Source organism: Kribbella solani, assembly GCF_014205295.1.
GTDB lineage: Bacteria > Actinomycetota > Actinomycetes > Propionibacteriales > Kribbellaceae > Kribbella > Kribbella solani.
The window spans coordinates 2,460,168-2,483,664 of sequence record NZ_JACHNF010000001.1 but is presented as its reverse complement, the minus strand read 5'-3'; the positions used below and the strand labels follow the sequence as shown (position 1 = coordinate 2,483,664).

General features: G+C 69.2%; 21 protein-coding genes. 14 read left to right on the top strand and 7 right to left on the bottom strand.

Going from position 1 to position 23,497, the window contains the following annotated elements; all coding sequences use genetic code 11:
* Positions 1-74 precede the first annotated feature (74 nt).
* On the top strand, positions 75-833 hold the full coding sequence (locus HDA44_RS11155) for a class I SAM-dependent methyltransferase (protein ID WP_184833545.1): 759 nt from the start codon (positions 75-77) through the stop codon (positions 831-833).
* A gap of 35 nt (positions 834-868) precedes the next feature.
* Here HDA44_RS11155 and HDA44_RS11150 read toward each other — a convergent pair whose 3' ends face one another.
* Positions 869-2,131 (bottom strand): cytochrome P450, encoded by a 1,263-nt coding sequence (locus HDA44_RS11150; RefSeq protein ID WP_337905847.1) that lies wholly within the window; start codon positions 2,129-2,131, stop codon positions 869-871.
* 121 nt (positions 2,132-2,252) lie between these two features.
* On the opposite strand from HDA44_RS11150, the gene priA reads away from it, so the two are divergent.
* The 10 genes from priA (at position 2,253) to HDA44_RS11100 (ending at position 13,604) form a co-directional block, all read left to right on the top strand.
* Positions 2,253-3,017, top strand: coding sequence for a bifunctional 1-(5-phosphoribosyl)-5-((5-phosphoribosylamino)methylideneamino)imidazole-4-carboxamide isomerase/phosphoribosylanthranilate isomerase PriA (gene priA / locus HDA44_RS11145; RefSeq protein ID WP_184833543.1), 765 nt, complete (start codon positions 2,253-2,255; stop codon positions 3,015-3,017).
* Positions 3,014-5,332 (top strand): HAD-IB family hydrolase, encoded by a 2,319-nt coding sequence (locus HDA44_RS11140; RefSeq protein WP_337905846.1) that lies wholly within the window; start codon positions 3,014-3,016, stop codon positions 5,330-5,332. Before priA ends, HDA44_RS11140 begins: the two co-directional genes overlap by 4 nt.
* Entirely contained in the window at positions 5,329-6,528 is a 1,200-nt protein-coding gene (locus tag HDA44_RS11135; protein WP_184833541.1) for a zinc-dependent alcohol dehydrogenase, read from the top strand. Before HDA44_RS11140 ends, HDA44_RS11135 begins: the two co-directional genes overlap by 4 nt.
* A 42-nt stretch (positions 6,529-6,570) precedes the next feature.
* Positions 6,571-8,151: an NPN-dependent hydroxyacid isomerase, LarAH14/15/16 family gene (larAH, locus tag HDA44_RS11130; RefSeq protein WP_184833539.1), complete on the top strand. Its 1,581-nt coding sequence runs from the start codon at positions 6,571-6,573 to the stop codon at positions 8,149-8,151.
* Positions 8,151-9,083 (top strand): lysophospholipid acyltransferase family protein, encoded by a 933-nt coding sequence (locus HDA44_RS11125; RefSeq protein ID WP_184833537.1) that lies wholly within the window; start codon positions 8,151-8,153, stop codon positions 9,081-9,083. The genes larAH and HDA44_RS11125 overlap by 1 nt, the downstream gene beginning before the upstream one ends.
* Before the next feature lie 166 nt (positions 9,084-9,249).
* Positions 9,250-9,807, top strand: coding sequence for a hypothetical protein (locus HDA44_RS11120; protein ID WP_184833535.1), 558 nt, complete (start codon positions 9,250-9,252; stop codon positions 9,805-9,807).
* 17 nt (positions 9,808-9,824) lie between these two features.
* Positions 9,825-10,586 carry an imidazole glycerol phosphate synthase subunit HisF gene (hisF, locus tag HDA44_RS11115; protein ID WP_184833533.1) on the top strand — a complete coding sequence of 254 codons (762 nt, stop codon included), beginning with the start codon at positions 9,825-9,827 and terminating at the stop codon, positions 10,584-10,586.
* Positions 10,583-11,248, top strand: coding sequence for a MarR family winged helix-turn-helix transcriptional regulator (locus HDA44_RS11110; RefSeq protein ID WP_184833531.1), 666 nt, complete (start codon positions 10,583-10,585; stop codon positions 11,246-11,248). The genes hisF and HDA44_RS11110 overlap by 4 nt, the downstream gene beginning before the upstream one ends.
* A 96-nt stretch (positions 11,249-11,344) precedes the next feature.
* Positions 11,345-11,911: a MarR family winged helix-turn-helix transcriptional regulator gene (locus tag HDA44_RS11105; protein WP_184833529.1), complete on the top strand. Its 567-nt coding sequence runs from the start codon at positions 11,345-11,347 to the stop codon at positions 11,909-11,911.
* A gap of 100 nt (positions 11,912-12,011) precedes the next feature.
* Positions 12,012-13,604 (top strand): MDR family MFS transporter, encoded by a 1,593-nt coding sequence (locus tag HDA44_RS11100; protein WP_184833527.1) that lies wholly within the window; start codon positions 12,012-12,014, stop codon positions 13,602-13,604.
* A gap of 1 nt (position 13,605) precedes the next feature.
* Here HDA44_RS11100 and HDA44_RS11095 read toward each other — a convergent pair whose 3' ends face one another.
* The 5 genes from HDA44_RS11095 to dacB form a co-directional block, all read right to left on the bottom strand.
* Complete coding sequence (locus tag HDA44_RS11095; protein WP_184833525.1) at positions 13,606-14,865, bottom strand: MFS transporter; 1,260 nt, start codon at positions 14,863-14,865, stop codon at positions 13,606-13,608.
* A gap of 9 nt (positions 14,866-14,874) precedes the next feature.
* A complete protein-coding gene (locus HDA44_RS11090) occupies positions 14,875-15,462 on the bottom strand; it encodes an ArsR family transcriptional regulator (protein WP_184833524.1) in 588 nt (195 codons plus the stop codon).
* Between the two features lie 17 nt (positions 15,463-15,479).
* Entirely contained in the window at positions 15,480-16,460 is a 981-nt protein-coding gene (locus HDA44_RS11085; protein ID WP_184833523.1) for a GNAT family N-acetyltransferase, read from the bottom strand.
* Positions 16,461-16,483: 23 nt separating this feature from the next.
* On the bottom strand, positions 16,484-17,437 hold the full coding sequence (locus HDA44_RS11080) for a GNAT family N-acetyltransferase (RefSeq protein ID WP_184833522.1): 954 nt from the start codon (positions 17,435-17,437) through the stop codon (positions 16,484-16,486).
* A gap of 84 nt (positions 17,438-17,521) precedes the next feature.
* On the bottom strand, positions 17,522-19,054 hold the full coding sequence (gene dacB / locus HDA44_RS11075; protein ID WP_184833521.1) for a D-alanyl-D-alanine carboxypeptidase/D-alanyl-D-alanine endopeptidase: 1,533 nt from the start codon (positions 19,052-19,054) through the stop codon (positions 17,522-17,524).
* Between the two features lie 293 nt (positions 19,055-19,347).
* Here dacB and HDA44_RS11070 point away from each other — a divergent pair, with 293 nt between their 5' ends.
* Genes HDA44_RS11070 through HDA44_RS11060 form a run of 3 tightly spaced genes read left to right on the top strand, consistent with a single transcriptional unit; the run spans position 19,348 to position 22,829 of the window.
* Positions 19,348-21,456 (top strand): alkaline phosphatase family protein, encoded by a 2,109-nt coding sequence (locus HDA44_RS11070; protein ID WP_184833520.1) that lies wholly within the window; start codon positions 19,348-19,350, stop codon positions 21,454-21,456.
* A gap of 3 nt (positions 21,457-21,459) precedes the next feature.
* Positions 21,460-22,224 (top strand): MBL fold metallo-hydrolase, encoded by a 765-nt coding sequence (locus tag HDA44_RS11065; protein WP_184833519.1) that lies wholly within the window; start codon positions 21,460-21,462, stop codon positions 22,222-22,224.
* Positions 22,221-22,829 carry a VTT domain-containing protein gene (locus HDA44_RS11060; RefSeq protein WP_184833517.1) on the top strand — a complete coding sequence of 203 codons (609 nt, stop codon included), beginning with the start codon at positions 22,221-22,223 and terminating at the stop codon, positions 22,827-22,829. The genes HDA44_RS11065 and HDA44_RS11060 overlap by 4 nt, the downstream gene beginning before the upstream one ends.
* Here the strand turns inward: HDA44_RS11060 and HDA44_RS11055 are convergent.
* Positions 22,815-23,456, bottom strand: a complete 642-nt coding sequence (locus HDA44_RS11055) for a TIGR03085 family metal-binding protein (protein ID WP_184833515.1) — start codon at positions 23,454-23,456, stop codon at positions 22,815-22,817. The two genes, HDA44_RS11060 and HDA44_RS11055, sit on opposite strands and share 15 nt — an antisense overlap.
* Between the last annotated feature and the right edge of the window lie 41 nt (positions 23,457-23,497).

Here is a 23,497-nt window from a genome sequence, read left to right as displayed (position 1 = left end):
GGCGGCCCGGCTGCGCTTGGGTGCACTAGGTGCTAGGTCTATACGTACAGTTCTTCCGCACATAGGTTGACGGGATGGTCGACTACGACGGTCGGATGGGCAGGGTGTACGCGGCGGGGCGGGCGATGCCGGCGGAGGTGGTTCGGCAATGGACCGCGGCTTTCGCGGCGCAGGCGCCGGAGCGGCGGCCGCTGGACGTACTCGACCTGGGCAGCGGGATCGGGCGGTTCACTCCTGGGCTGGCAGCCGAGTTCCAGGGCCGGGTGTACGGGGTGGAGCCGTCGGAGCAGATGCGCCTGGTGGCCGAGCAGGTGCCACATCCGGGAGTCAGCTATCTGCCGGGCAGCGCGGAGGAGATTCCGTTGCCTGAGGCATCGGTTGACGTGGTGCTGATGTTCCTGTCGTTCCATCACTTTCCGGACCCGGAGCGGGCGCTGCGGGAAGTGCGGCGGGTGTTGCGGCCCGGGGGAGTGGCGTTGATGCGGAGTCAGTTCTCGGATCTGATGCCGGATTTGTTCTGGTACGAATACTTTCCGTCGGCGGCTGTGGTTGATGCCGGGATGTTCAGGGCGTTGGGTGAGGTACGGGAGTTGGCTCGGGCAGCGGGGTTGGAGCCGGAGGAGGACGTGGTGCGGGTGGTGGCGGGGGTGCCGCGGACGTTGCGGGAGAGTTATGAGCGGCTTCGGGTGCGGGCGTTCTCGACGTTCGAGTACCTGCCGGAGGGCGAGGTTGAGCCTGGGTTCGCGCGGCTCGCCGAGGACGCGGAGCGTGACCCGGAGCGGGTGATTCCGGTGGACACGGCGACGATGCTGGTGCTCACACGGCCCAGGTGAGCGACCGGCAGTTCCGTGGATGATCGCAGTGGTGGTTATGCGGCCCAGGTGACGTTGAGGGCGGTGGGTTTGCGGAAGACCAGGCCGTGTGGGGGTGGGGAATCCGGGGACAGCTCCAGGTCGGGGAGGTTCAGGACGGCTTCCAGGGCGGTGATGGTTTCCAGGCGGGTCAGGTGCATGCCGAGGCAGATGTGCGGTCCGCTCGCGAAGGCGAGATGGCGGCGGGCGTTGCCGCGGCGTACGTCGAAAGTGTCCGGTGACGCGAAGGTTTCCGGGTCGCGGCCGGCGCCCGCGAGGGAGACGGTGACCATGTCGCCGCGGCGGATGGTCGCGCCGGCGAGTTCGAGGTCGCGAGTGGCGTAGCGGTCGACGACGGCGGCGGCTGGTTCGAGGCGGAGGGATTCTTCCATCGCGTTCGGGAGCAGGGTGGGGTCGGCGCGGACCAGGGCGAGCTGGTCGGGGTTGGTGAGGAGGTGCCAGAGGGCGTTGGTGATCATGCCCTCGGTGGTCTCGATGCCGCCGAACATCAGCACCGCGGCGTTCGCGACCACCTCGCTGATGCCGAGACCCGCGTGCGCGGCGGTGGCGAGCAGGGAGTCGGAGGAGTCGATGCCGGCGGCAACATGTTTGTGCAGCTCGGCGAAGGCGGTGGCGCCGTCGGCGGTGGCCGGCTGACCGGCGGAGATCCCGGACACGGAAGTCGAGATCGCCGTGTACCACCCGAGCACGGTGTCGGCCGAGGCCGGCGGCAGCCCGAGCGAGAGCGCGACCACGGCAACCGACAACGGTCCCGCAAGCGTCGTCCGCAGATCCGCGGAAACACGCAAGGCACCAGAGCCAGGCTCCAGCGGCGAGGTGGGGGAAGCCGGAGCGCCGGGCCCGGGTGGCGAGGTGTGGGTGGGGGAGGCACCGGAAGGGGCGGGCGCGGGCGGTGCGGGCTGGGTGCCGGCGGTGGTGCGGGTGGCGGTTTGTTGGAGGGTGGTTATGAGCGCGGTGGCGGTTTGCTGGACGGGGGTGGTGAAGCGGCGGCGGGTTTCGGCGAGGGTGAAGGGGGACTCGAAGGGGTCCCGGTGGGTTTTGTGCGGGTTGCCGTCGAGGGAGAGCATCGACGGGCCGACCACCTGGGCGGTCGAGAAGCGCGGATCGTCGACGGTGAAGGTTTCCGGGTCGCGCAGTACCTGTAACGCGAGTGCCCGGCCGGTGACCAGCCAGGCGTTGAGTGGCTCCACCCAGCCGATCGGGCGGATTGCCGCCAAGGTCGGGTGCGGGTCGGTCTCGAGTTGCGCAACGGTCTCCACCAGGCCAGCCTAATGATGAGACCACTAACCCCCGTGGTATTGCTGAGACAGATTGGATCTCAACGACTCAGCGGGCGTCCGGGTTACGAAACCTTCCGGATCGCCCTTTAAGGTGTGGCCCATGGCTCCCCCGGATTCCGTCCTTACTCCACCGCCGAACCTGGTGCTGCTGCCCGCTGTCGATGTCGCGGACGGTCAGGCGGTTCGGCTGGTGCAGGGCGAGGCCGGCAGCGAGACGTCGTACGGTGACCCGCTGGCGGCGGCGATGGCCTGGCAGGACGCGGGCGCGGAGTGGATTCACCTGGTCGACCTGGACGCGGCGTTCGGCCGCGGCAGCAACCGGGAGCTGCTCGCCGAGGTGACCGGCAAGCTGGACGTACAGGTCGAGCTGTCCGGCGGCATCCGCGACGACGCGTCTCTCGAGGCGGCACTGCGGACCGGTGCCCGCCGGGTAAACATCGGCACCGCCGCGCTCGAGGACCCGGAGTGGTGCGACCGGATCATCCAGCAGTACGGCGACCGGGTCGCGATCGGCCTGGATGTCCGCGGCCGGACGCTGGCGGCCCGTGGCTGGACCAAGGAAGGCGGCGACCTGTACGAGGTGCTCGACCGGCTGGAGACGGCCGGCTGCGAGCGGTACGTGGTCACCGACGTGACGAAGGACGGCATGCTCCAGGGCCCGAACCTGGACCTGTACCGCGATCTGTGCGCGCGCACCGAGAAGCCGATCATCGCCTCGGGTGGCGTCTCCAGCCTCGACGACCTGAAGGCGCTGAGCACGCTGGTCGCCGACGGGGTCGAGGGCGTCATCGTCGGCAAGGCGCTGTACGCGGGCGCGTTCACCCTGACCGAGGCACTCGAGCTCACGCGTGGAGGCGACAAGTGAGTCTGGGCGGCAAGCTCAAGGACAAACTCCAGGACAAGAAGGTCCTGGTCACCGGCGTCACCGGCTTCGTCGGTGAAGCATTGCTGCACCGGATCATCGGCGAGCTCCCCGGTACCACCGTGGTCGCGATCATCCGGCCGAAGGGCTCGCTGACCGGTACCGACCGGATGGCGCAGCTGCTCCGCAAGGACATCTTCAAGCCGTTCTACGGCGAGGGCACCGAGCACGCGGACGCCGAGGCGCTGACCGCGGCCCGGATTCAGGTCATCGACGGCGACCTGGCCGACGTACCGGAGTTGCCGAAGGATCTCGACATCGTCGTGCACTGCGCGGGCGACGTCAGCTTCGACCCGCCGATCCACGAGGCGTTCACGACCAACGTGCTCGGTACGAAGAGCCTGCTGGAGCGGATCGTCGAGACCGGGCGGCCGGTGCACTACGTACACATCTCCACCGCGTACACGGCGGGCCGCCGGCGGGGCGCGATCCCGGAGGCGCCGGTCGAGCACACCGTCGACTGGCGGACCGAGGCCGAGGCCGGGATGGCGATGAAGGCCCGGATCGAGGAGCAGTCCCGGTCGGCCGGGATGCTTGCCAAGTTCCGCAAGGACGCCGAGAAGCTGCACCGCCGGGCGGGTCACCTGACCGCGGCGGCGGACACCGAGCGGCGCCGGATCGAGTGGGTCGCGAAGAAGCTGGTGGAGACCGGCACCGAGCGGGCCCGCAGCCTCGGCTGGACCGACTGCTACACCTTCACCAAGGCGCTCGGCGAGCGGGTCGTGGAGGAGTTCGCGGGTACGTTGCCGACGTCGATCGTCCGGCCGGCCATCATCGAGTCCGCGGTGCAGAGCCCGCACCCGGGCTGGATCGAGGGCTTCAAGATGGCCGAGCCGCTGATCCTGGCGTACGGCCGGGGTGAGCTGCCGGAGTTCCCGGCCTCGCCGGACTCGGTGATCGAGATCATCCCGGTCGACCACGTGGTCGGCGCGATCTGCGCGGTGATGGCGACCGAGCCCGAGCTGAACAAGCCGGAGTACTACCACATCGGCTCCGGCGCCCGGAACCCGTTGACGTTCGAGCAGCTGTACGCGGGCGTGCGCGAGTACTTCTCGAAGCACCCGTTCGACCTGGGTGAGCGGGGCGCCGTCCGGCTGCCGGTGTGGAAGTTCCCCGGCGGCGACTCGGTCGAGACGATGCTCAGGTACGGCGAGCGCGCGCACAAGATCGCCGATGCGGTGATCACCCGGGTGCCGCGCGGCGAGCGGACCCGGAAGTACGCCCGCGAACTGGACGTCCAGAAGCGCCGGCTGGACTTCCTCCGCCGGTACATGGATCTGTACTCGGAGTACGCGCAGGCCGAGCTGCAGTTCATCGACGACAATGTCCTTGCCCTGCACAACAGTCTCGAGGGTGACGACCGGGAGAAGTTCGCCTGTGACACGGCGGTCGTCGACTGGCAGTACTACCTGCAGGAACTGCACTGCCCGAGCGTGACCGAGTCGATGCGCCGCCTCGACGTGGTCCGGAAGAAGCGGAACAAGGCGCTGGCCGAGTCCGCGGGCGTGCTCAAGAAGGTCGAGCCGAACCAGGAATCCCAGGTGATCGCGGCGTTCGACATGGACGGCACACTGCTGTCCTCGAACGTGATCGAGACCTACCTGTGGATGCGGCTGCCGGAGCTGGACAGCCCGCAGCGGGCCGGTGAGATCGGCCAGATGCTGCGCCGGTTGCCGAAGCTGATCGCGGCCGAGCGGAAGGATCGCGGCACTTTCCTGCGGACGATCTACCGCCGGTACGAGGGCGCCGATCTGGAAGAGCTGAACCAGATCGTCGACGAGATCCTCGCCGAGCACGTGCTGGAGCGGTTGAGCGGAGCGGCCGTGCGCCGGATTCGCGAGCACCGCGCCGCCGGGCACAAGACGATCCTGATCACCGGCGCGGTCCGGCCGCTGACCAGGCCGCTGGAGCCGTTGTTCGACGAGATCGTCGCGGCCGAGCTGGCGGTCGACGATCGTGGTCGCTGCACCGGCTTCCTGTCCGGTCCGCCGCTGGTCGGTGAGTCCCGGGCCGCGTGGATCAAGCATCACGCCCGGCAGACGAACATCGACCTGTCGAAGTCGTTCGCGTACGCCGACAGCCACTCGGATCTGCCGATGCTGGCCGCGGTCGGCAACCCGGTCGCGGTCTCGCCGGACGTGTCGCTGTTCCGGGCCGCCCGGGCCGCGCGCTGGCAGATCGTCGACTGGAAGACCCCGTCCACCTCGTCCCGTCTCGAACTCCCTGGGGTGCAGCGTTCTGGAGGCTTGGCAAGATGATGCTCGCGCTAGAGATGTACCGTTCGCCGGCCAAGTACCTGGCGGCCAAGGCGGTCGGCGGCCGGATCCCCGGCGTGCTGACCGGGCCGGCCGCGCCGCTGCGGCTCGTCACCATCAACGAGCCGAAGGCCGAGCGGGCGGGCTGGGCGCGGATCCGGCCGATCCTGTCCGGTATCTGCGGTTCCGACCTCGGCATGGTGACCGGCTCGACCAAGCTGTACTTCTCCGCTGTCGTCTCGATGCCGTTCGTACCCGGTCACGAAGTGGTCGGCGAGCTGCTCGACGACTGCGAGGACCTGCCGAAGGGCACCCGCGTCGTACTGGACTCCGTCCTCACCTGTGCTGCCCGTGGGGTCGAGCCGTGTGAGGGATGCGTTACCGGCAACACCAACCGGTGCGACCGGATCACGGTCGGCCACGTGGCGCCCGGTCTGCAGACCGGTTTCTGCCAGGACACCGGTGGCGGGTGGGGAAACCTGCTCGTCGCGCATCGGAGTCAGCTGTATGCCGTACCTGAGACACTCAGCAACGACCGTGCGGTCCTGGTCGAACCGCTCGCCGGAGCCGTACACGCGGCGCTGCGGGCGAAGGTCGAGCCGGGTCAGTCGGTGTTGGTGAGTGGCGCAGGTGCGGTCGGGTTGTTCGCCACCCTCGCGCTGCGCGAGCTGACGCAGGCCGGGCGGATCACCGTGGTCGCCAAGCACGCGAAACAGCGGGAGCTGGCGCGGGCGTTCGGCGCGAGTGACGTGGTGGCGCCCGACGAGGTGTTCCGCGGCGTTCGCCGGTCGACCGGAGCGTTCCGGCTGAAGCCCGACTTCGGGGCGGGGGAGTTCCTGCTCGGTGGCGTGGACGTCGCTGTGGACGCGGTCGGCAGCAAGGACTCGATCGATACCGTGCTGCGGGTCACCAAGGCCGGCGGCCGGGTGGTGCTGTCCGGGATGCCGGCCAGCGGCGCCGACCTGTCGCCGGTGTGGTTCCGCGAGCTCGAGGTGACCGGCACGTACGCGTCCGCGCGGGAGGAACCGAACGGCCGGCCGGCCTTCGAGACCGCGCTGGAGCTGGCCGGCCGGGCGCCGCTGGACGGGATCGTCGGCGCCCGCTACCCGCTGTACCGCTGGCGCGAGGCGCTCGACCACGCGCACTCCGCCGGCCGACTGGGAACAGTCAAGGTCGCATTCGATGTGAGGGCCTCATGAGGGCTGTGACGATGCTGAACGTACGACGAGAGAGGTTCTGACATGTCTCGGCCAGGTTTCGTGCTCGAGGTGGACGACCGGACGCCACCCCTGCTCGTCCACAACGGTGAGGGCTTCCTGCTGGAGCGCTTCCCGCAGGGCACCCGGGTGGTGTACCCGCCGGAGGCGCTGCCGCCGGTCCGCGACGTCGACGAGGCGATCCAGAACGCGCTGCTGAACCCGCTCGAGTCCGAGCCGCTGCCGGAGCTGCTGCGCGCCGGGATGCGGCTGACGATCGCGTTCGACGACATCTCGATCCCGCTGCCGCCGATGAAGAAGCCGGACATCCGGCAGCGCATCATCGAGGCGGTCCTCGAAATGGCGGCGTCGGCCGGTGTCGACGATGTCGAGCTGATCTCGGCGAACGCGCTGCACCGCCGGCTGACCCCGAACGAGCTCCGCGACATCGTCGGCGAGCGGGTCTTCCGGTCGTTCTTCCCGGACGGCAAGCTCTACAACTTCGACGCCGAGGACGCCGCGAACCTGACCCACCTCGGTCAGACCAAGCACGGCGAGGACGTCGAGATCTCCAAGCGGGCGGCCGAGTCCGACCTGCTCGTCTACGTGAACGTGAACCTGGTCGCGATGGACGGTGGCCACAAGTCCACGTCCATCGGCCTGGCGTCGTACAAGTCGCTGAAGCACCACCACAACAGCCACACGATGATCCACTCGCGGTCGTTCATGGACCACAAGGCGTCCAAGATGCACCACTCCGCCTGGCGGATGGGCGAGGTGCTGACCCAGCACGTCAAGGTGTTCCAGATCGAGACGACGCTGAACAACGACATCTTCGGCGGTCCGCTGGAGTTCCTCCAGAAGCGCGAGTGGGAGTGGTCGATCAAGGACCAGGCGTCGTTCCTGGCGACCAAGCGCGGCCTGGCGGCGGCACCGAACAAGCTGCGGCACAAGATCTTCACCGACACCCGGTCGAACTACGGCCTGACCGGCGTGCACGCGGGCAAGATCGAGCCGGTGCACGACAAGACGCTGGAGAACGTGCACCGCCAGCACATGGTCGAGGTACAGGGCCAGTCCGACGTCGCGATCATGGGCGTACCGTTCGTCGGCCCGTACAACGTGAACTCGATCATGAACCCGATCCTGGCCGCGTGCATGGGCCTCGGGTACTACTTCAACTCGTACCGAGGCAACCCGGTCGTCCGGAAGGACGGCGCGGTGATCCTGTACCACCCGGTCGACTACGAGTTCAACCAGCTGCACCACCCGTCGTACGTGGACTTCTTCGAGGAGGTGCTGTCGGAGAGCACCGACCCGGCCACCATCGAGGCGAAGTTCGAGAAGCAGTACGCCGAGGACCCGTGGTACATCCACCTGTACCGGACGTCGTACGCGTACCACGGCGTGCACCCGTTCTACATGTGGTACTGGATCTCGCACGCGCTGGACCACTGCGGTGACATCGTCTGGGTCGGCGCGAACCGCAAGACCGTCGAGCGGATGGGCTTCCGGTCCGCGTCGACGCTGCAGGACGCGCTGGAGATGGTCAGTCACTCGGTCGGCCGGTCGCCGTCGATCACCTACCTGCACAACCCGCCGCACCTGCTCGCGGACGTGCGCTGATGGGGACCAGCCTGGTGAAGTTCGGCCGGGACACCGCGCGCGACGTGAAGCAGGTCGCGCGCGGGTGGCGCTGGGGCCGGCGGCCGCAGGTGCCGCGCTCGGCCGAGCCGTACGTGGTCCCGAAGGAGTCAACGGTCTTCCCGACCCGGTGGGCCCGGACGCCGGCCGCGATCGCGGTCCGCGACCTGATCCAGAAGGGCCCGCTGAACGCGGTTCTCAACTTCGAGGTCAGCCCGCGGGTCAGCGGGCTGGACTCGCTGCTGAAGCTCGACGGCCCGGCGATCATCGTCGCGAACCACTCGTCGCACCTGGACACCCCGTTGCTGCTGCTGTCGCTGCCGGACGCGATCCGGCGCCGGACGGCGTTCGCGGCCGCGGCGGATTACTTCTTCGACACCTGGTGGCGGGCGGCCGGTTCGGCGATTGTGTTCAACACGTTCCCGATCGAGCGCCGCGGCGGCAAGATGAGCTCGACCCCGGGCGATCTGCTCGCGGACGGCTGGAACGTGGTCGTGTTCCCGGAGGGCACTCGCTCGCCGGACGGCTGGATCCAGCGGTTCCGGATGGGCGCCGCGTACCTGGCTGTCGAGCACGATGTGCCGATTGTCCCGGTCGGGATCAAGGGTTCGTACGCCGCGATGCCGCGTGGTCGCGGCTGGCCGGTGCCGGGCCGCCCGGCGGTCACGGTCCGGTACGGCGACCCGCTGCGCCCCGCGGAGGGTGAGAGCGCCCGTGACTTCGCGCCGCGGATCGCGGCCGCGGTGTCCGCGCTGCTCGACGAGGAGTCGACCACCTGGTACGAGTCGCGCCGCCGCGCCGCGATCGGCGCGTCGCCGTCCCAAACCGGCCCGGAGGCCGCCCGCTGGCGCCGCGTCTGGGAAACCACCCGCCCAATGAAGTCAACAGACGGCCGCCGCCGCGCCTGGAAGTAGTACACCGCCGTCGGCAGCAACAAGTGCACTCCGCCGGCCGGCCGCGAGATCCGTGGTCGGCCGATGGGCAGTGCTCGGGCCGTCGGGTGGAACGCCGACCGGCCGATGGGCGGGCCGGCGGTGCTCGGGCGGCCGGGTGGAACGCTGATCGGCTAGCGTTTCGCCGATGAGTGATCTCACGCCCCGGCGGATCTCCGCGACTGTCCGGTACGCCGTTGCCGCTGGATTCGTGGCGGTGGCCTCGGTTCTGGTGATCGTGTCGATCCGGGCCGGGATCACCGCGGCCGCGATCGTGATCGGTTCGCTCGGTCTGCTGTGGATCCTTCTCACGCTCGGCAACTACGGTTTCAGCCCGCGGGTCCGGGACCGCTACCTGGAAGTGACGACGGCGATCGGCCGCCAATCGCTGGATCTGGCCGCGCTGTCCGGCGCCCGCTGGGAGCGTGGCCGGAGCGGGTCGGTGTCGGTCCGGCTGCAGGACGACCGCACGGCCGTGATCGTGAGCATCCCAGTCCCGGCACAGGTGTATCCGCACCTGAAGGACGCGCTGCACGCGGCGGCCACGCGGGGCGTACTGGTTCCGCAACGGGTCACGCGGTTGTTCAACCTGCCGGACATCCCCGGTGCGCCACGGACCGGTGCGAGCTTCGTACCGGTGATCGTGGGTGTTCTGGCCGGTGCGCTGGTGGTTGGCGTGGTCATGGGACTGTTGGCTTCGAATTGACCGCTACGCTTGGCTACGTGAGCCTCGCCGTACGAGTCATTCCCTGTCTGGACGTCGATGCCGGGCGCGTGGTCAAAGGCGTCAACTTCGCCGACCTGCGCGACGCGGGCGACCCGGTCGAGATGGCGCAGGTGTACGACGCCGAAGGTGCCGACGAGCTGACTTTCCTGGACATCACCGCGTCGTCCGGCTCCCGCGAGACGACCTACGACGTGGTCGGCCGGACCGCGGAGCAGGTGTTCATTCCGCTGACGGTCGGCGGCGGCGTACGCGAGGCCGGCGACGTGGACCGGCTGCTCCGGGCCGGCGCGGACAAGGTCGGGATCAACACCGGCGCGATCGCCCGGCCGGAGGTGATCCGCGAGATCGCGCACCGGTTCGGCAACCAGGTGCTGGTGCTGTCGCTCGACGTACGCCGGGCCGCGGACCAGCCGAGCGGGTTCGAGGTGACGACGCACGGTGGCCGGAAGTCGGCCGGGCTGGACGCGATCGAGTGGGCGCAACGCGGTTGCGAGCTGGGCGCGGGCGAGATCCTGCTGAACTCGATGGACGCGGACGGTACCAAGCAGGGCTTCGACCTCGAACTGATCAAGGCGGTACGCGCGGTGGTGGACGTACCGCTGATCGCCAGCGGGGGAGCGGGTGCACCGGAACACTTCCCGCCGGCCGTACACGCCGGTGCTGATGCCGTGCTCGCGGCCAGCGTCTTCCACTTCGGCGACTTCCGCATCGCCGACGTGAAGAAGGCACTCCGCGACGCCGGAATCGTGGTCCGATGACCACCCCGGCGCACGCACCGACGGACGCCGAGCCGGCGCACGCACCCAGGGACCCCGAGCCGGCGCGCGCGCCCACGGACCCCGAGCCGGCGCACGCACCCACGGACCCCGAGCCGGCGCGCGCGCCCACGGACGCCGAGCCGGCGCGCGCACCCACGGACCCCGAGCCGGCGCGCGCGCCCACGGACGCCGAGCCGGCGCGCGGGCCGATCGAGGACTCCGAGCCGCGGGTCGCGGCGATCGAGCAGGAGCTGTCTGCTCTCTTCCGCCGCTCCCGCTCCGCGTCGCTTCGGCTGGCTCGCCGGGTTCACCCCGACATGGACGCCGCCGGGTACGCCCTGATCTCCCAGATCGAACTCGGCACCGGGACCTCAGGTACCGGAACCCGCGCCTCCGACGTCGCGCAGATCCTCGGCCTGGACAAGTCGACCGTCAGCCGCGGCATCACCCAGCTGGAGAACCTGGGCCTGATCGAACGCGTCGGCGACCCCGACGACGGCCGCGCCCGCCTGCTCCGTCTGACCAGCACCGGCGCCGAACGGTACGAGGCGATGCGCACCCAGCGCCAGACCGAGTTCCGCGCCATCCTGGACCGCTGGAACCCCACCGACCTGGCCGACCTCGCCCGCCTCCTGGCCCGCCTGAACACCGACCTCGGCTGACCTCGCCCCGCTCCCGGCTCGATCACGGGCCGTGAGCGGGGCTTTACCCGCCTTGCATATGGTTGCAGAAACCAACTATCGATGTATAGTTGGGTTATGCAACTAGCTCGGGAAGGCCTGGAGGTGGGCCGGGACGCGGCCGCGCAGGAGCTGCTCGAAGGGGTCAGTTCCCTGGTGCGGGCGGTGCGGTGTATCGAGCATCGGCAGCTGGCGGGGGTCGGCGGGCTGCGCCGGTCGGACGCGAGCGTGCTCAAGGTGCTGATGAAGGACGGTGAGCAGCGCGGCGGCGAGATCGCGGCGAAGCTCGGCGTCGACGCGTCCGTGGTGAGCCGGCAGGTGACCGCGCTGGAGGCCGACGGCCTGGTGAGCCGCCGGCCCGATCCGGCCGACGCGCGGGTCGGGCTGGTCAGCCTGTCGCCCCGGGGCAAGGCCCAGCTGGAGGCCCTGTACGCGTCCTACACCCAGCAACTGAGAGCCGCCCTGGTCGACCTCGACGACGACGCGATGGTCGCGGCCGCTGCCACCATGCAGCGGGTCGCCCACGCGATCGTCGAGGCCAACCAGCTCGTGAGGCAAAACCCGCAGAGGGCGTTTGAGGGTGCTGAGCCTACTGCGGGGTACTCGGCACGGCATCTCGCTGCACGGGAGGGGAGGCCACGATGAAACCACATCGAGGCCTCCCCTCCCGCGCACCGAGCTACCGCACCGAGTACCTCCTCGCTACGGCACAGCACCCTCAAACGCCCTTTAAGACTGGAGAGTAATGACTGTCACCGAGACCCGGCGCCAACTGCCCAGTGCGCCGGAACTCACTCACCGCGAGATCCTCGAGATCCTGATCGGGCTGCTCGCCGCGCTGTTCACGGCGATGCTGAGTTCGACCATCGTCAGCAACGCCCTGCCGACGATCATCGCGGACCTGGAGGGTTCCCAGACGCAGTACACCTGGGTGCTCACCGCGAGCCTGCTGGCCACCACGGTGTCCACCCCGATCTGGGGGAAGCTCTCGGACCTGATGAGCAAGAAGCTGCTGGTTCAGCTGGCGATCTCGGTCTTCGTGATCGGGTCCGCGCTGGCCGGTCTGGCGCACAACGTGACGTTCCTGATCGGTGCCCGGGTACTGCAGGGGCTCGCGATGGGCGGTCTGATGGCGCTCGCGCAGGCGATCATCGGCGCCGCGATTCCGCCCCGGTCGCGAGGCCGGTACTCCGGGTACATGGGCGCGGTGATGGCGGTCGCGACGGTCAGCGGCCCGCTGATCGGTGGCGTCATCGTCGACACCCCGTGGCTCGGCTGGCGCTGGTGCTTCTACGTCTGCGTACCGTTGGCCGTGGTCAGTCTGGTGATCCTGCAGAAGTACCTGCGGTTGCCCGTACTCAAGCGCAAGGTTCAGATCGACTATCTCGGCGCCGTGCTGATCAGCATCGCGGCCAGCCTGCCGCTGCTCTGGGTCACCTTCGCCGGCTCCGACTTCGCCTGGGTGTCCTGGCAGTCCGCGCTGTTCGTCGGTGGCACGCTGCTGGTCGGTTTCCTTGCCGTACTGGTGGAGAACCGGGTGGCGGAGCCGCTGGTCCCGCTGAAGGTCGTACGGGAGCGCACCACCGCACTGGCGATCGTGGCCAGCCTGGCGGTCGGCGTCGCGATGTTCGGCAGCGCGCTGTTCCTCGGCCAGTACTTCCAGATCGCCCGCGGTTACAGCCCGACCCAGGCCGGCCTGCTGACGATCCCGATGATGCTCGGTTCGTTCATCGGCTCGGCGGGGTCCGGGCAGTTGATCACCCGCTACGGCAAGTGGAAGCGGTACCTGGTGTCCGGCGGCGTACTGCTCCTCGTCGGTCTGCTGATCCTCGGCACGATCGACCACACCTCGCCGTACTGGTTCGTCGGACTCGGCATGCTGTCGATGGGTCTCGGCATGGGCATGACGATGCAGAACCTGGTCCTCGCCGTCCAGAACACCGTCGACGTGACCCAGATCGGTGCATCCTCCGCGACCGTCGCGTTCTTCCGCAGCCTGGGTGGTGCGGTCGGCGTCTCGGCGCTGGGCGCGGTGCTCGCGGTACGGGTCAAGGACCTGATCGTGTCCGGCCTGCTGGCCGGCCCGAACGGTGCCGAGGCCGCGCGCAAGCTGCAGGAGGGCGGGTCCGGTGGCACCAGTCTGCTGGACGTCAACCACCTGCCGCCGCAGCTGGCGGAGCTGGTACGGCACGCGTACGGCGACGCGACCGGACGGATCTTCTTGATCGCGGCCGCCTGCGCGCTGGTCAGTCTGATCGCGGTGATCTTCATCAAGGAGGTCCCGCTCCGCAAGACGGTCGCCAAGCTCGACCCGGTCGAGGAGCCCGTCGAGAGCTGAGCTACGAGTTCACCAACTGAGGCGGTTCGAGATCGCTCAGCTCGCGGGTGCGGATGATCGGTGAGCCGATCAGCCACAGTACGGAAAGCAGGCCGCCGGCGGCGGAGATCAGGAGGGTTTCCCGGACACCGATCCAGGTGCCGAGAAACCCGCCGGCGATCGCGCCGAGCGGCCTGATTCCGTAGTTGATACTGCTGAACGCGCCCGCGACCCGGCTGCGCATGTGGTCGTGGACGACGGCCGCCTGCAACGAGTTCAGCGGTACGTCGAAACACATCACGGCGAACGCCCCGACGAACTCGGCGGCCGCCAGCGCGACCGCCTTGAGCCAGGTCGGCCCGTCGGCCAGCGCGGCGATCGCGATCGAGCTGGGGAAGACGATCGCACCGGCCGCGATCACCGGACCGGCGCCGAAGCGGCGGCTCAGCGGTGCGGCGGCGACCGCGCCGAGCAGTCCGCCGGACGCGCCGACGCCGAACGCCAGTCCGATCGTCCCCGCGGACAGTCCGAGGCTCCGGCTCGCGAACAGTACGAGTAGCGCCGTACTCATCAGGTTGAAGAAGTTGACGGTGGTCGCACAGGCCAGGCTGCGACTGAGATACGGATGCTTGAGTACGTACCGCATGCCCGCGGCGGCACGGCGCAACAGTGGTTCAGCCGGCTCTTCGGACGGCGCCGGGGTGACCTTGAGCCGGCCGAGTTGCACGGCCGAGAAGACGAAGGTCAGCGCGTCGGCGACGATCGCGACCGGCGCGGTCAGCACCTGGACGAGCAGCCCGCCGAGCGCCGGACCGCCCATGTACGAGATCGACCGGGTCGCGGACAGCTTGCTGTTCGCCTCCAGGAACTGGTCACGTTCGACGAGCCGGACGAAGAACGACGCGTACGCGGTGTTGAACACGACATGCGCCGTACCGGCCAGGATCGCGATCGCGTACAAATGCCCGAGCGCGAGCGCGCCCAGCCAGTACGCGATCGGCAAGGACAGCAGCAGGACGGTACGGGTGAGGTCGGCCGCGATCATCAGCGGGCGTTTGTCCCGGCGGTGGTCGACCCAGGTGCCGATGAACAGCGACGCGAGGTTCGGCAGCCAGACCGCGGCGGTCAGGAAGCCGACCTGGCTGGGGGAGGCGTCGAGCAGGGTGACCGCGATCAGCGGCAGGCCGAGCTCGGTGATCCGGTCGCCGAACTCGGAGACGGCCTGCGCGGACCAGAAGGTACGGAACCTGCGGTCGCGCCACAGGCCGGCGGCTGTCCTCACGGGTCCGCCTCAGTCCGTTGCTTCGGGCAAGGAGATGCGCAGGTACCGGACCGGGCGGGCGTCGTCCGGTGACTGACCGGCGTCGCGGCGCTGGACGTACGGCGCGAACAGCTGTTCGATCGCGGTCTCCAGTGCCTCGGCCTCGGCGGGGGTGACGACCATCAGCGTGTTCGCCGATCCGGCCAGGCGGCTCCACTCCGGTTTCAGGTGCGGCTCGGTCTCGGCCAGCCATTGCTGGGCCGACTCGAGCGCCTGGTTCATCAACTCGGTACGCAGCAGGCGGGCCGCCTCCGCCCCGTCCGGAGTGTCCGGCATCTCGAACCGGAACCCGCGCGCCACCGCATGCCACCACCGCTGCCGCCGGTCCGACCCGCTCGGCGGCGGCCCGTCCGCGACCAGCCCGAACCCGGCGAGATGCCGCAGATGCCAACTGGTCACCGACGGCGACGCGCCGACATGCTCGGACAGCTGGGTCGCCGTCGCCGGCCCGTTCTTCTGTAGATAACTGAGCGCGGCCAGCCGCACCGGATGCGCCAGCGCCCGCATCGCCTGCGGATCGGTGACCTCGAAATCACCGTACGGATTCCTGAGAGACATCTTTCGAGAGTAATCTCTCAGATCTCCGAACGGCAAGCTCCAGGTACCTGATTCAGGATGCGGAGCCAACTGTCGGTGATCAGGTCCGGGCGCATGCCGAGGCCGGTGTACAGGGCGACTGCCGGGGTCGGGTTGTGGGTGTCGACGTGCAGGATCGTGCCGGAGCGGCCGGCGGCGGCGTCGGTGGCGAACGCGGTTCGGAGGAGGAACTTGGCCAGGCCGAGGCCGCGCGCGGACGGAACGACGGCGAGCCGGCCGACGTAGCCGCAGTTGTCGGTGCTGACGAAGTTGTCGTTGCACTCGGTCACGCCGACCGGCCGGCCGTCCAGTTCCACGATCGTGACCTGCGACCAGTCGAACGTCGATCGGCTCTCCCGCGACGCCACCCACTCTTCGAACGGCCGCGGCAGCGCGCTGGGTTGCTCGGCGAAGGCCTCCATCAGCACGGCGTGTACCGCCCGCCGGCTCGGCTCGTCGAGAGCGCCCCGCCGGACGACGACGCCATCGGGTACGGCCGGCGCCGGCGCCGCGCCGTCGAAGCCGATCCGCATCCGGTGGATCGTGGTGTCGACCGCAGATCCCCGCGCGGCAACAACCTCCCTCAGCCCAACGTCCTGCCGGACCACGCCAACGCGCACCCCAACCCCCGACCTATCAGCTGCTGGACCGCCAGCGCATCCAGCCGCCCTCTGTTCGGCTTGGTCGAGGAGCCAGTTGAGGATGAGTGCGGTGTCGCTCAGGATGTCGACGTTGACGCGGGAGCCATCACTGTTCGCGACTGCCGTGGCTGACCCGGCGAATTCGCCGTTCGGGTCGAGTACCACCCAGCCGTCGGTGGCCAGGTCGATGGCGGGGTCGCGGAGGTAGTTCGCGACGTCCTCGGGGCTGTGCATCGCGAAGCCGAGCAGGGCGGTGGTGTACGCCGCGGACCGGTCCGCGATCAACGCGGCATCCGCCAGTCGCATCGGCCGGGCGGCGTATCCGTCCGGCAGCTTCATCCGACCACGCTCATCCGACGGCCTCATCGGACGGACAGCTCGCGGCGCCAGACCTCCATGACGAGTACGGGTTTCATGCCGACCGAGGTGTACAAGCCGAGCGCCGGCGTCGGGTTGTTGGTGTCGACGTGAAGGATGGTGCCGGTACGGCCGGCGGCCGCGTCGAGGGCGAACTGGTCGCGGAGCAGGTACTTGGCCAGGCCCTTTCCGCGGGCCTTCTCCAGTACGGCGAGCCGGCCGATGTACCCGCAGTTCTCGTCCTCGACGAACTGATCGTTGACCGCCCGCATCGCGACGGGCTCGCCGTCCTGCTCCAGGACAGTCAGCTGCGACCAGTCGAACGCCGAGAAGTTGTCCTGCGACGCCTGCCACTCCTCGAACGGCCGCGGCGTGAACCCGAACTGCCCGTCGAAGGCGGCATTGAGTACGGCATGCCCCGCGCGCTGACTCGCCTCGTCCGGAGCCCCGCGCCGTACGGTGATGCCGGCCGGAACCTCCGGTGCCTCAACCGCGCCGTCGTGGTCGATCCGCATCCGGTGGAAGACCGTCCCGCGGGCGAATCCATAGCCCGCGAACCGATCCTGCCGCGCGGCATCGGCCTGGTACACGACGACGTCCAACTGCACCGACGTCTGGTTGTGCGTACGCCCGAGCTCGCCTGATCGCTCGATGAGACGGTCCAGCAGCCAGCGCTCGACCTCTGGATCGTCGGTGATCACGTCCAGGTCGAGCTGCCGGCGATCGCCCTTGCCGAAGACCCAGCCGAATCCGGCGAGGCGGTCGGCCGCGTACACGAGCCAGCCGTCCTTCGCCGGATCGAAGTCCGGGTCGGTCAGGGCGTCCGTGACGTCGTCGAGTGTCCAGTCGGCGATCCCGATCACGGAGATGTTGTACGCCGAGGCGAGGTCGAGGATCGCCTGCGCGTCCTCCTTCGTCGGCGGCCGGACGGTATGGCCCACAGGCAGTACGGCGGTCATCCACGCATCGTCGTGGACGACCACCGCACCAGCCAAGTGATTAAGCCGTGCCGGCCAGGTTGCCGAGCCGGGCCGACCGGGTTTTCAGCAGGCCTTGTCCCACTCCGACTCGCAACCGGGCGCGGACTTCTTCAGCGTGGAGACAGCCGCCGGCGGTGCCTGGTCGGACCAGGAGGCGAGCGTGATGCCGACCGCGTCCTCGACCGAGCGCGGGCTGTCCAGGTAGTTGTTGCTGATCATCGAGAAGACCAGTTTGCGCCCGTCCTTCGTGCTGACGTACCCGGACAGCGACGTGACCCCGGTGAGCGAGCCGGTCTTGGCGTGCAGGTTGTTCACGGCGGGAGTGTTCAGCATCCGGCTGCGCAGCGAGCCGCCGACCATGCGCTCCGGGTTGCCCGCGATCGGCAGCGCGTCGTACCACTGCTTCCACCAGGACTCCTTCCGCGCGCCGATCAGTACGTCCGTGATCGAGTCGGCGGTGACGTTCACCTTGCGGGACAGGCCGGAGCCGTCGGAGAGGCGGATTCGGCTGGTGTCGACGCCGAGGCTCTTCGCGTAGTTCGTCACCACGTCCAGCCCGGCCGGCCAGCTGCCGTCGGCTTCGGCGACCGCGCCCATCGCCTTGACCAGGGTCTCGGCGTGCATGTTGTTCGACAGTTTGAGGAACGGCGTCATCAGTTCGCCGACGGTCATCGACTCGTCCCGGGCCAGTCGGGTGGCGCCGGCCGGCGTACCCGCGTTCCGGATCTGGCCGCTGACCGAGATGCCCTGCGCGGCCAGCGCGCGGCGGAACACGTCGGCCGCGTACAGCTCAGGCTCCCAGACCGTCACCCATTCCTGGTCGACCGAGGCGCCGAGCGGCATCGACCCGCTCACCCGGACGACGTTCGTGCCGTGGTCCCGCTCGACGGTCAGGGTGTTCGACGTTCCGGCCGCGCCGGTCTTCGCGGTGTTGACGAGCTTCAGGGCGCCGTTCGCCGGGACCAGGTTGAGCTTCAGCGGGGCGCCGGCCGCCGCGCCCGGTCGGCTCTCGACGATTGCCGTACCGGAGTCGTAGTCGGTGTTCGGCGCGAGGGTCAGCGCGGAGATCTGGGCGCTGTAGTAGTACGTCTCGTCGTCCCAGGACCAGGTGTCGCCGAGGCGTACGTGGTCGAAGTACGTGTCGTCCGCGATCAGATTGCCGTCGACCCGGCGTACGCCCGCGGCCTTGAGCTGTTTGGCCAGGCCGGTGTAGTCCGATTCGAGGGCGGTCGGGTCGCCGTACCCCTTCAGGTAGAGGTCGCCGCGCAGCTTCCCACCGCGGACGGGTGCGGTGGCGAGTACGTCGGTGTGGAACCGGTACGACGGGCCGAGCGTGTGCATGGCGGCCGTCGAGGTGAAGAGCTTGGTGTTCGACGCGGGCAGCAGCCGTTCGCCGCCGTTCCGGTCGTACAGGGTTTCGCCGGTGGTCGCGTCCCGGACCACGAGCGCGACCTGCGAACCGTCGTACCGGCTGTCGTTCAGCAACCCGTCCAGGCGTTGCTGCAAAGCAGTGGACGATACAGCTGTCGGGGCGGCGACCGACTGGCCAATTGCACCGCCGGCCACCGCCGCGACCGCGGCGATGGCGGCGATCATCCCGCGTCCCGACACTCTCGGTAAATGACTCACGAGACACTCCCTCAATCCAGGCGGAAAACAACTAGCGGGAGTCTCCACCTCCTGACGTCCCCGGTCCAGGGATCAGCGCCGAACTCTCGCCGTTTCTCCCCTGGTCGGCGGCAACACCGCGCTGCGCCCGTCCGCCGCCAGTCACCGGTCTCGTTGTCAACGGCAACAACGCCGGCTGGAACACGGTCGGGGAACTGTCCGCGCGACCCCGTACTCTCGTACTGCACCAGCAGGACAGGACGGGGAGCACGAAACAGGCAATGGCGAAACCACCAGAACAGATGTCCGGCGACCGGCGGCGACGACCGGTGTGGCTGGACCTGCGCCGTACCGGTCGCGGACTGCAGGCGATGCTGTACGGCGGTCTCGCGTCGCTGATCTCGCTCGTGGTCACGTTCTGGCTGCTGCCGCAGGTCAGCAGCGACGGCCGGCTGCCGATCTTCCGGCTGGTCGTGCTGCTCGCCGTGTTCTCGGTGCTGATGCGCTGGGTGCTGGCCGGGGTCGCGGTGCTGATCGGTTCGGTCGGCGTACTGGTGGGCGGGCTGCTCTCGCAGTTCGCGGTCGTCTATCTGGGCATCACCGTCGACCCGGGCGTCCGGCTGCACGGTGGGGTCGAGACGCCGCTGCTGGTCTCGATCGTGATGTCGTCGGTGAGCGCCTTCGTCGGCTGGATCGCGTACGCGGGCAGTGACGATGCGTACGTGGCCGAGGTGATGCGCGTCGTACACCGCCGGGCCCGCCGGATCCAGGCCGCGCCGAAGACCGGGATGCTGATCATCCAGATCGACGGCCTGTCCGCGCCCCTGCTGAACTGGATGGTTCTGGCCGGCAACCTGCCGAACCTCGGCGGCTGGATCCGGGATGGCAAGCACTCGATGCTGTCCTGGCACACCGGCGTACCGGCCACGACCCCGGCCAGTCAGGCCGGCATCCTGCACGGTGGCTCGAAACACATCCCCGCCTTCCGGTGGTACGAGAAGTCGACCGGCCGAGTCATGGTCACGAACCGGGGCCGGGACGCCGCCGAGATCGAGGCGCGGATGTCCACTGGCCGCGGGCTGCTCGCGGACGGCGGCGTCAGCATCAGCAACAACTGGTCCGGCGACGCCGACAAGTGCGAGCTGGTCTTCAGCCGGGCGTCGCTGCCGAACAGTCGCAGCCGCGGGTACGTCCGGTTCTTCTCCAGCCCGCAGGGCGCCGCGCGTGGTCTGGTGCTGAGCGTCGCGGAGATGATCAAGGAGCTCCACCAGGCCCGCCGGCAGCGCGTCCGGCACCTCGTGCCGCGAGTGAAGCGCGGCGGCGCGTACATCTTCCTGCGCGCGATCACCAACGTCCTCCTCCGCGACCTGAACGTCTCGCTGATCACCGACGAGCTGGTGAAGGGTACGCCGGTGATCTACTGCGATTTCGTCGACTACGACGAGGTCGCGCACCACGCCGGCCCGACCCGCGCCGAGTCGCTGCAGGCGCTGGAGGGCCTGGATCGGGTGCTCGGCGCGTTGCAGCGGATCATCGACATCCTCCCGCACTCGTACGAGATCGTCGTGCTGTCCGACCACGGTCAGAGCCAGGGGGCGACGTTCCTGCAGCGGTACGGGCGGACGCTCGCCGAGGTGGTCGACGACCTGGTCGACACCACCAAGGAGCCGGTGCAGGCGGTCGGCAAGTCGGAGGGCTGGGGGCCGGTGAACGCGTTCCTGACCGAGCTGAGCATGCGCCGCAGCGTGGCCGGATCGGTCACCCGGAAGGCGCTGCACGGCAAGTCGCGCGGCGGCGAGGTCGAGCTCGGGCCGAAGGACTGCGAGCCGGCCGTCGCGCCCGACGAGCAGATGGTCGTCACCTCGTCCGGCAACCTGGCGCTGATCTACCTCGCGACGACGCCCGGCCGGGTGCCGCTGGAGGAGATCGAGGCACTGCACCCGAAGCTCATCCCCGGTCTGGCGACGCATCCCGGGATCGGTTTCGTCGTGGTCGACTCGCTGGCCGAGGGGCCGGTCGCGATCGGGCGGGCCGGCGTACACGTGCTGCGGACCGGCCGGGTGGAAGGTGAGGACCCACTCACGCCGTACGGCGAGCATGCGACTGCTTCGATGCTGCGGCAGGCGCAGATGCCGCACAACGGGGACCTGGTCGTGGTCAGCCGGCTGGACGAGTACACGCATGAGGTGGCGGCGTTCGAGGAGCTGGTCGGGTGCCACGGCGGGATCGGCGGCTGGCAGACCGACGCCGTCCTGGTGCACCCGAGCCGTTGGGTACTGAACGAGGCTCCCGTAGGCTCCGACGCGGTCCACCAAGTGCTGATCGGCTGGCTGGAGAAGCTCGGCCACCGCAAGGGCCTGAAGGAACCGATCGAAAAGGTGGAGGTCTGACGCGTGCGAGTCACCTGGTGGGGGCACGCCACCTCGACGATCGAGGCGAACGGTACGCGGCTCCTCACCGACCCGGTGCTGACGTCGCGGATCGCGCACCTGCGCCGGCGCCGCGGCCCGGCGCCGCGGCCCGAGGCGGGTGACTGCGATGCGGTGCTGGTTTCGCATTTGCATGCCGATCATCTGCATCTGACCTCGCTGCCGTTCATTTCGCCGGAGGCCGCGCTGGTCGTTCCGCGCGGCGCCGCGAAACTGATCCACGCCGACAGCGGACCGCTGTACTCCGACCGTTGCATCGAAGTTGCCCCGGGCAACCAGCTTCGGATCGGGTCGCTGGAGATCACGGTCGTCACCGCGCACCACGACGGGCGACGGCTGCCCTGGTCCTCGTACGAGGGTCCGGCGGTCGGGTACCGGGTCGACGGCGCGCCGAGCGTGTGGTTCGCCGGAGACACCGATCTGTACGACGGGCTGGCCGCGGAGACCGGCGCGGTCGACTTGGCGCTCGTGCCGGTGGGTGGCTGGGGGCCGTCGCTCGGTCCCGGTCATCTGGATCCGGTGCGCGCGGCGGAAGCCGTACGCCGGGTCGGCGCGTCGACGGCGGTGCCGGTGCATTTCGGGACGTTCTGGCCGATCGGCTGCGACTGGCTCAAACCGGAGTTGTTCCTGCCACCGGGGGACAGGTTCCGGACTGCGATGGCCGAGGTGGACCCGGCGGTGAAGGTGGAGCTCTTGACACCCGGTGAGTCGATCGAGGTGGCTGCGTGAGCGGCGACGCGAAGTTCGATCTCTGGTACTTGTTCGCGCTGGCCGGGGCGGTGTTGATCGGGGCCGTACTTCCGGTGCTGCCGACCGGTGCGGCCGTGTCCGCGGGCGCGGTGCTCGCGTCGCACAGCAATCCGATCGGGCTGGTCGGTGTACTGATCGCGGGCGCGGCGGGGGCGTACGTCGGTGATCTGATCGTGTACGCCGGGTGCCGCTTCGGCGGGGAGCGATTGGCCCAGCGGATCGGGTGGTTGCGTGACAACGCCTCGCTCGACGCGCTCCGGGTCCGATTGGCCGAGCACGAGATCACCGTGTTGCTGACCTCCCGGTTGATCCCGGGCGGCCGGGTGCCGGTCCTGCTCGCCGCCGGCCTGGCCGGGTACCGGTGGGAGCGGTTCGCGCTTGTCGACTTGGCCGCGTCGTCGTTGTGGGCGGGTGTCTACATGGCGATTGGGCTCCTTGGCTACGCGCTGTTCGACGAACCGTGGCAGGGTGTGCTCGCCGCGATCGTGCTCGTCATCCTGACCACCGCGGTCAGCTCGCTGGTCCAGCGCGCCCGCCGCAAACGCTCCGAGGCAAAGGCAGCCGCCGGGTCACACGCCGAATGAGGTGTTGCGGAGGAGCTCGACTGCTTCCGGCTCGCCTTCCAGTTGCACGTCGGCGACCTGTTGCCGGCCGAAGCAGAACAGCACCAGCTCAGCCGGTTCGCCGACCACGGTGACGGAGCCGTTCTCGTTCGGCCGTTTCGCGACGGCCGCGGTGCCGTCCGGGCGCGCGACCACCAGGCCGGTCGGTGCCTTGCGGGTCATCGTCTTCGCGGCCAGCCGGATCGCTTTCCACAGACCGTCCTGCTGCTCGCCGGGCAGCGTCCGCACCTCGTACGCGGGCTGGGCGCGGCGGACGTCCTCGTGGTGGACGAAGTACTCGGTCGTGTTCAGCTGGTGACCGAGTTTCGGCAGCGCGTAGATCGAGACCGGCGGCGGACCGTTCCGGACCTTGTCCACCACCTCGGCGTACCCGAACCGTTCCTTGATCCGCTTCATCCGCCGCTCGGTGGTGTCCGCGAGCGCCGGAATCATGATCCCCGGCCCGGCGACCGGATCGGCTTCGCGTACGTACAGGTGAACCGCCAGGTCGTACGCGTCCCAGCCTTCACAGAGCGTCGGCGCGGCAGGCCCGACCTCGTCGAACAGATCACAGAGCGCGCGTCGTTCTACCTGGCTGTAGTCGGTCACAACTCGATCGTAGTTGTCGGATGGGGGTGGCAGAATGTCAA

What these genes read in the sequence shown, in the direction of transcription:
- HDA44_RS11135 (WP_184833541.1), top strand. Translation starts at nt 5,329, where the DNA reads ATGATGCTCGCGCTAGAGATGTACCGTTCGCCGGCCAAGTACCTGGCG.
- HDA44_RS11125 (WP_184833537.1), top strand. Translation starts at nt 8,151, where the DNA reads ATGGGGACCAGCCTGGTGAAGTTCGGCCGGGACACCGCGCGCGACGTG.
- larAH (WP_184833539.1), top strand. Translation starts at nt 6,571, where the DNA reads ATGTCTCGGCCAGGTTTCGTGCTCGAGGTGGACGACCGGACGCCACCC.
- HDA44_RS11100 (WP_184833527.1), top strand. Translation starts at nt 12,012, where the DNA reads ATGACTGTCACCGAGACCCGGCGCCAACTGCCCAGTGCGCCGGAACTC.
- HDA44_RS11120 (WP_184833535.1), top strand. Translation starts at nt 9,250, where the DNA reads ATGAGTGATCTCACGCCCCGGCGGATCTCCGCGACTGTCCGGTACGCC.
- HDA44_RS11090 (WP_184833524.1), bottom strand. Translation starts at nt 15,462, where the DNA reads ATGTCTCTCAGGAATCCGTACGGTGATTTCGAGGTCACCGATCCGCAG.
- HDA44_RS11080 (WP_184833522.1), bottom strand. Translation starts at nt 17,437, where the DNA reads ATGACCGCCGTACTGCCTGTGGGCCATACCGTCCGGCCGCCGACGAAG.
- HDA44_RS11110 (WP_184833531.1), top strand. Translation starts at nt 10,583, where the DNA reads ATGACCACCCCGGCGCACGCACCGACGGACGCCGAGCCGGCGCACGCA.
- HDA44_RS11105 (WP_184833529.1), top strand. Translation starts at nt 11,345, where the DNA reads ATGCAACTAGCTCGGGAAGGCCTGGAGGTGGGCCGGGACGCGGCCGCG.
- HDA44_RS11155 (WP_184833545.1), top strand. Translation starts at nt 75, where the DNA reads ATGGTCGACTACGACGGTCGGATGGGCAGGGTGTACGCGGCGGGGCGG.
- priA (WP_184833543.1), top strand. Translation starts at nt 2,253, where the DNA reads ATGGCTCCCCCGGATTCCGTCCTTACTCCACCGCCGAACCTGGTGCTG.
- HDA44_RS11070 (WP_184833520.1), top strand. Translation starts at nt 19,348, where the DNA reads ATGGCGAAACCACCAGAACAGATGTCCGGCGACCGGCGGCGACGACCG.
- dacB (WP_184833521.1), bottom strand. Translation starts at nt 19,054, where the DNA reads ATGATCGCCGCCATCGCCGCGGTCGCGGCGGTGGCCGGCGGTGCAATT.
- HDA44_RS11085 (WP_184833523.1), bottom strand. Translation starts at nt 16,460, where the DNA reads ATGAAGCTGCCGGACGGATACGCCGCCCGGCCGATGCGACTGGCGGAT.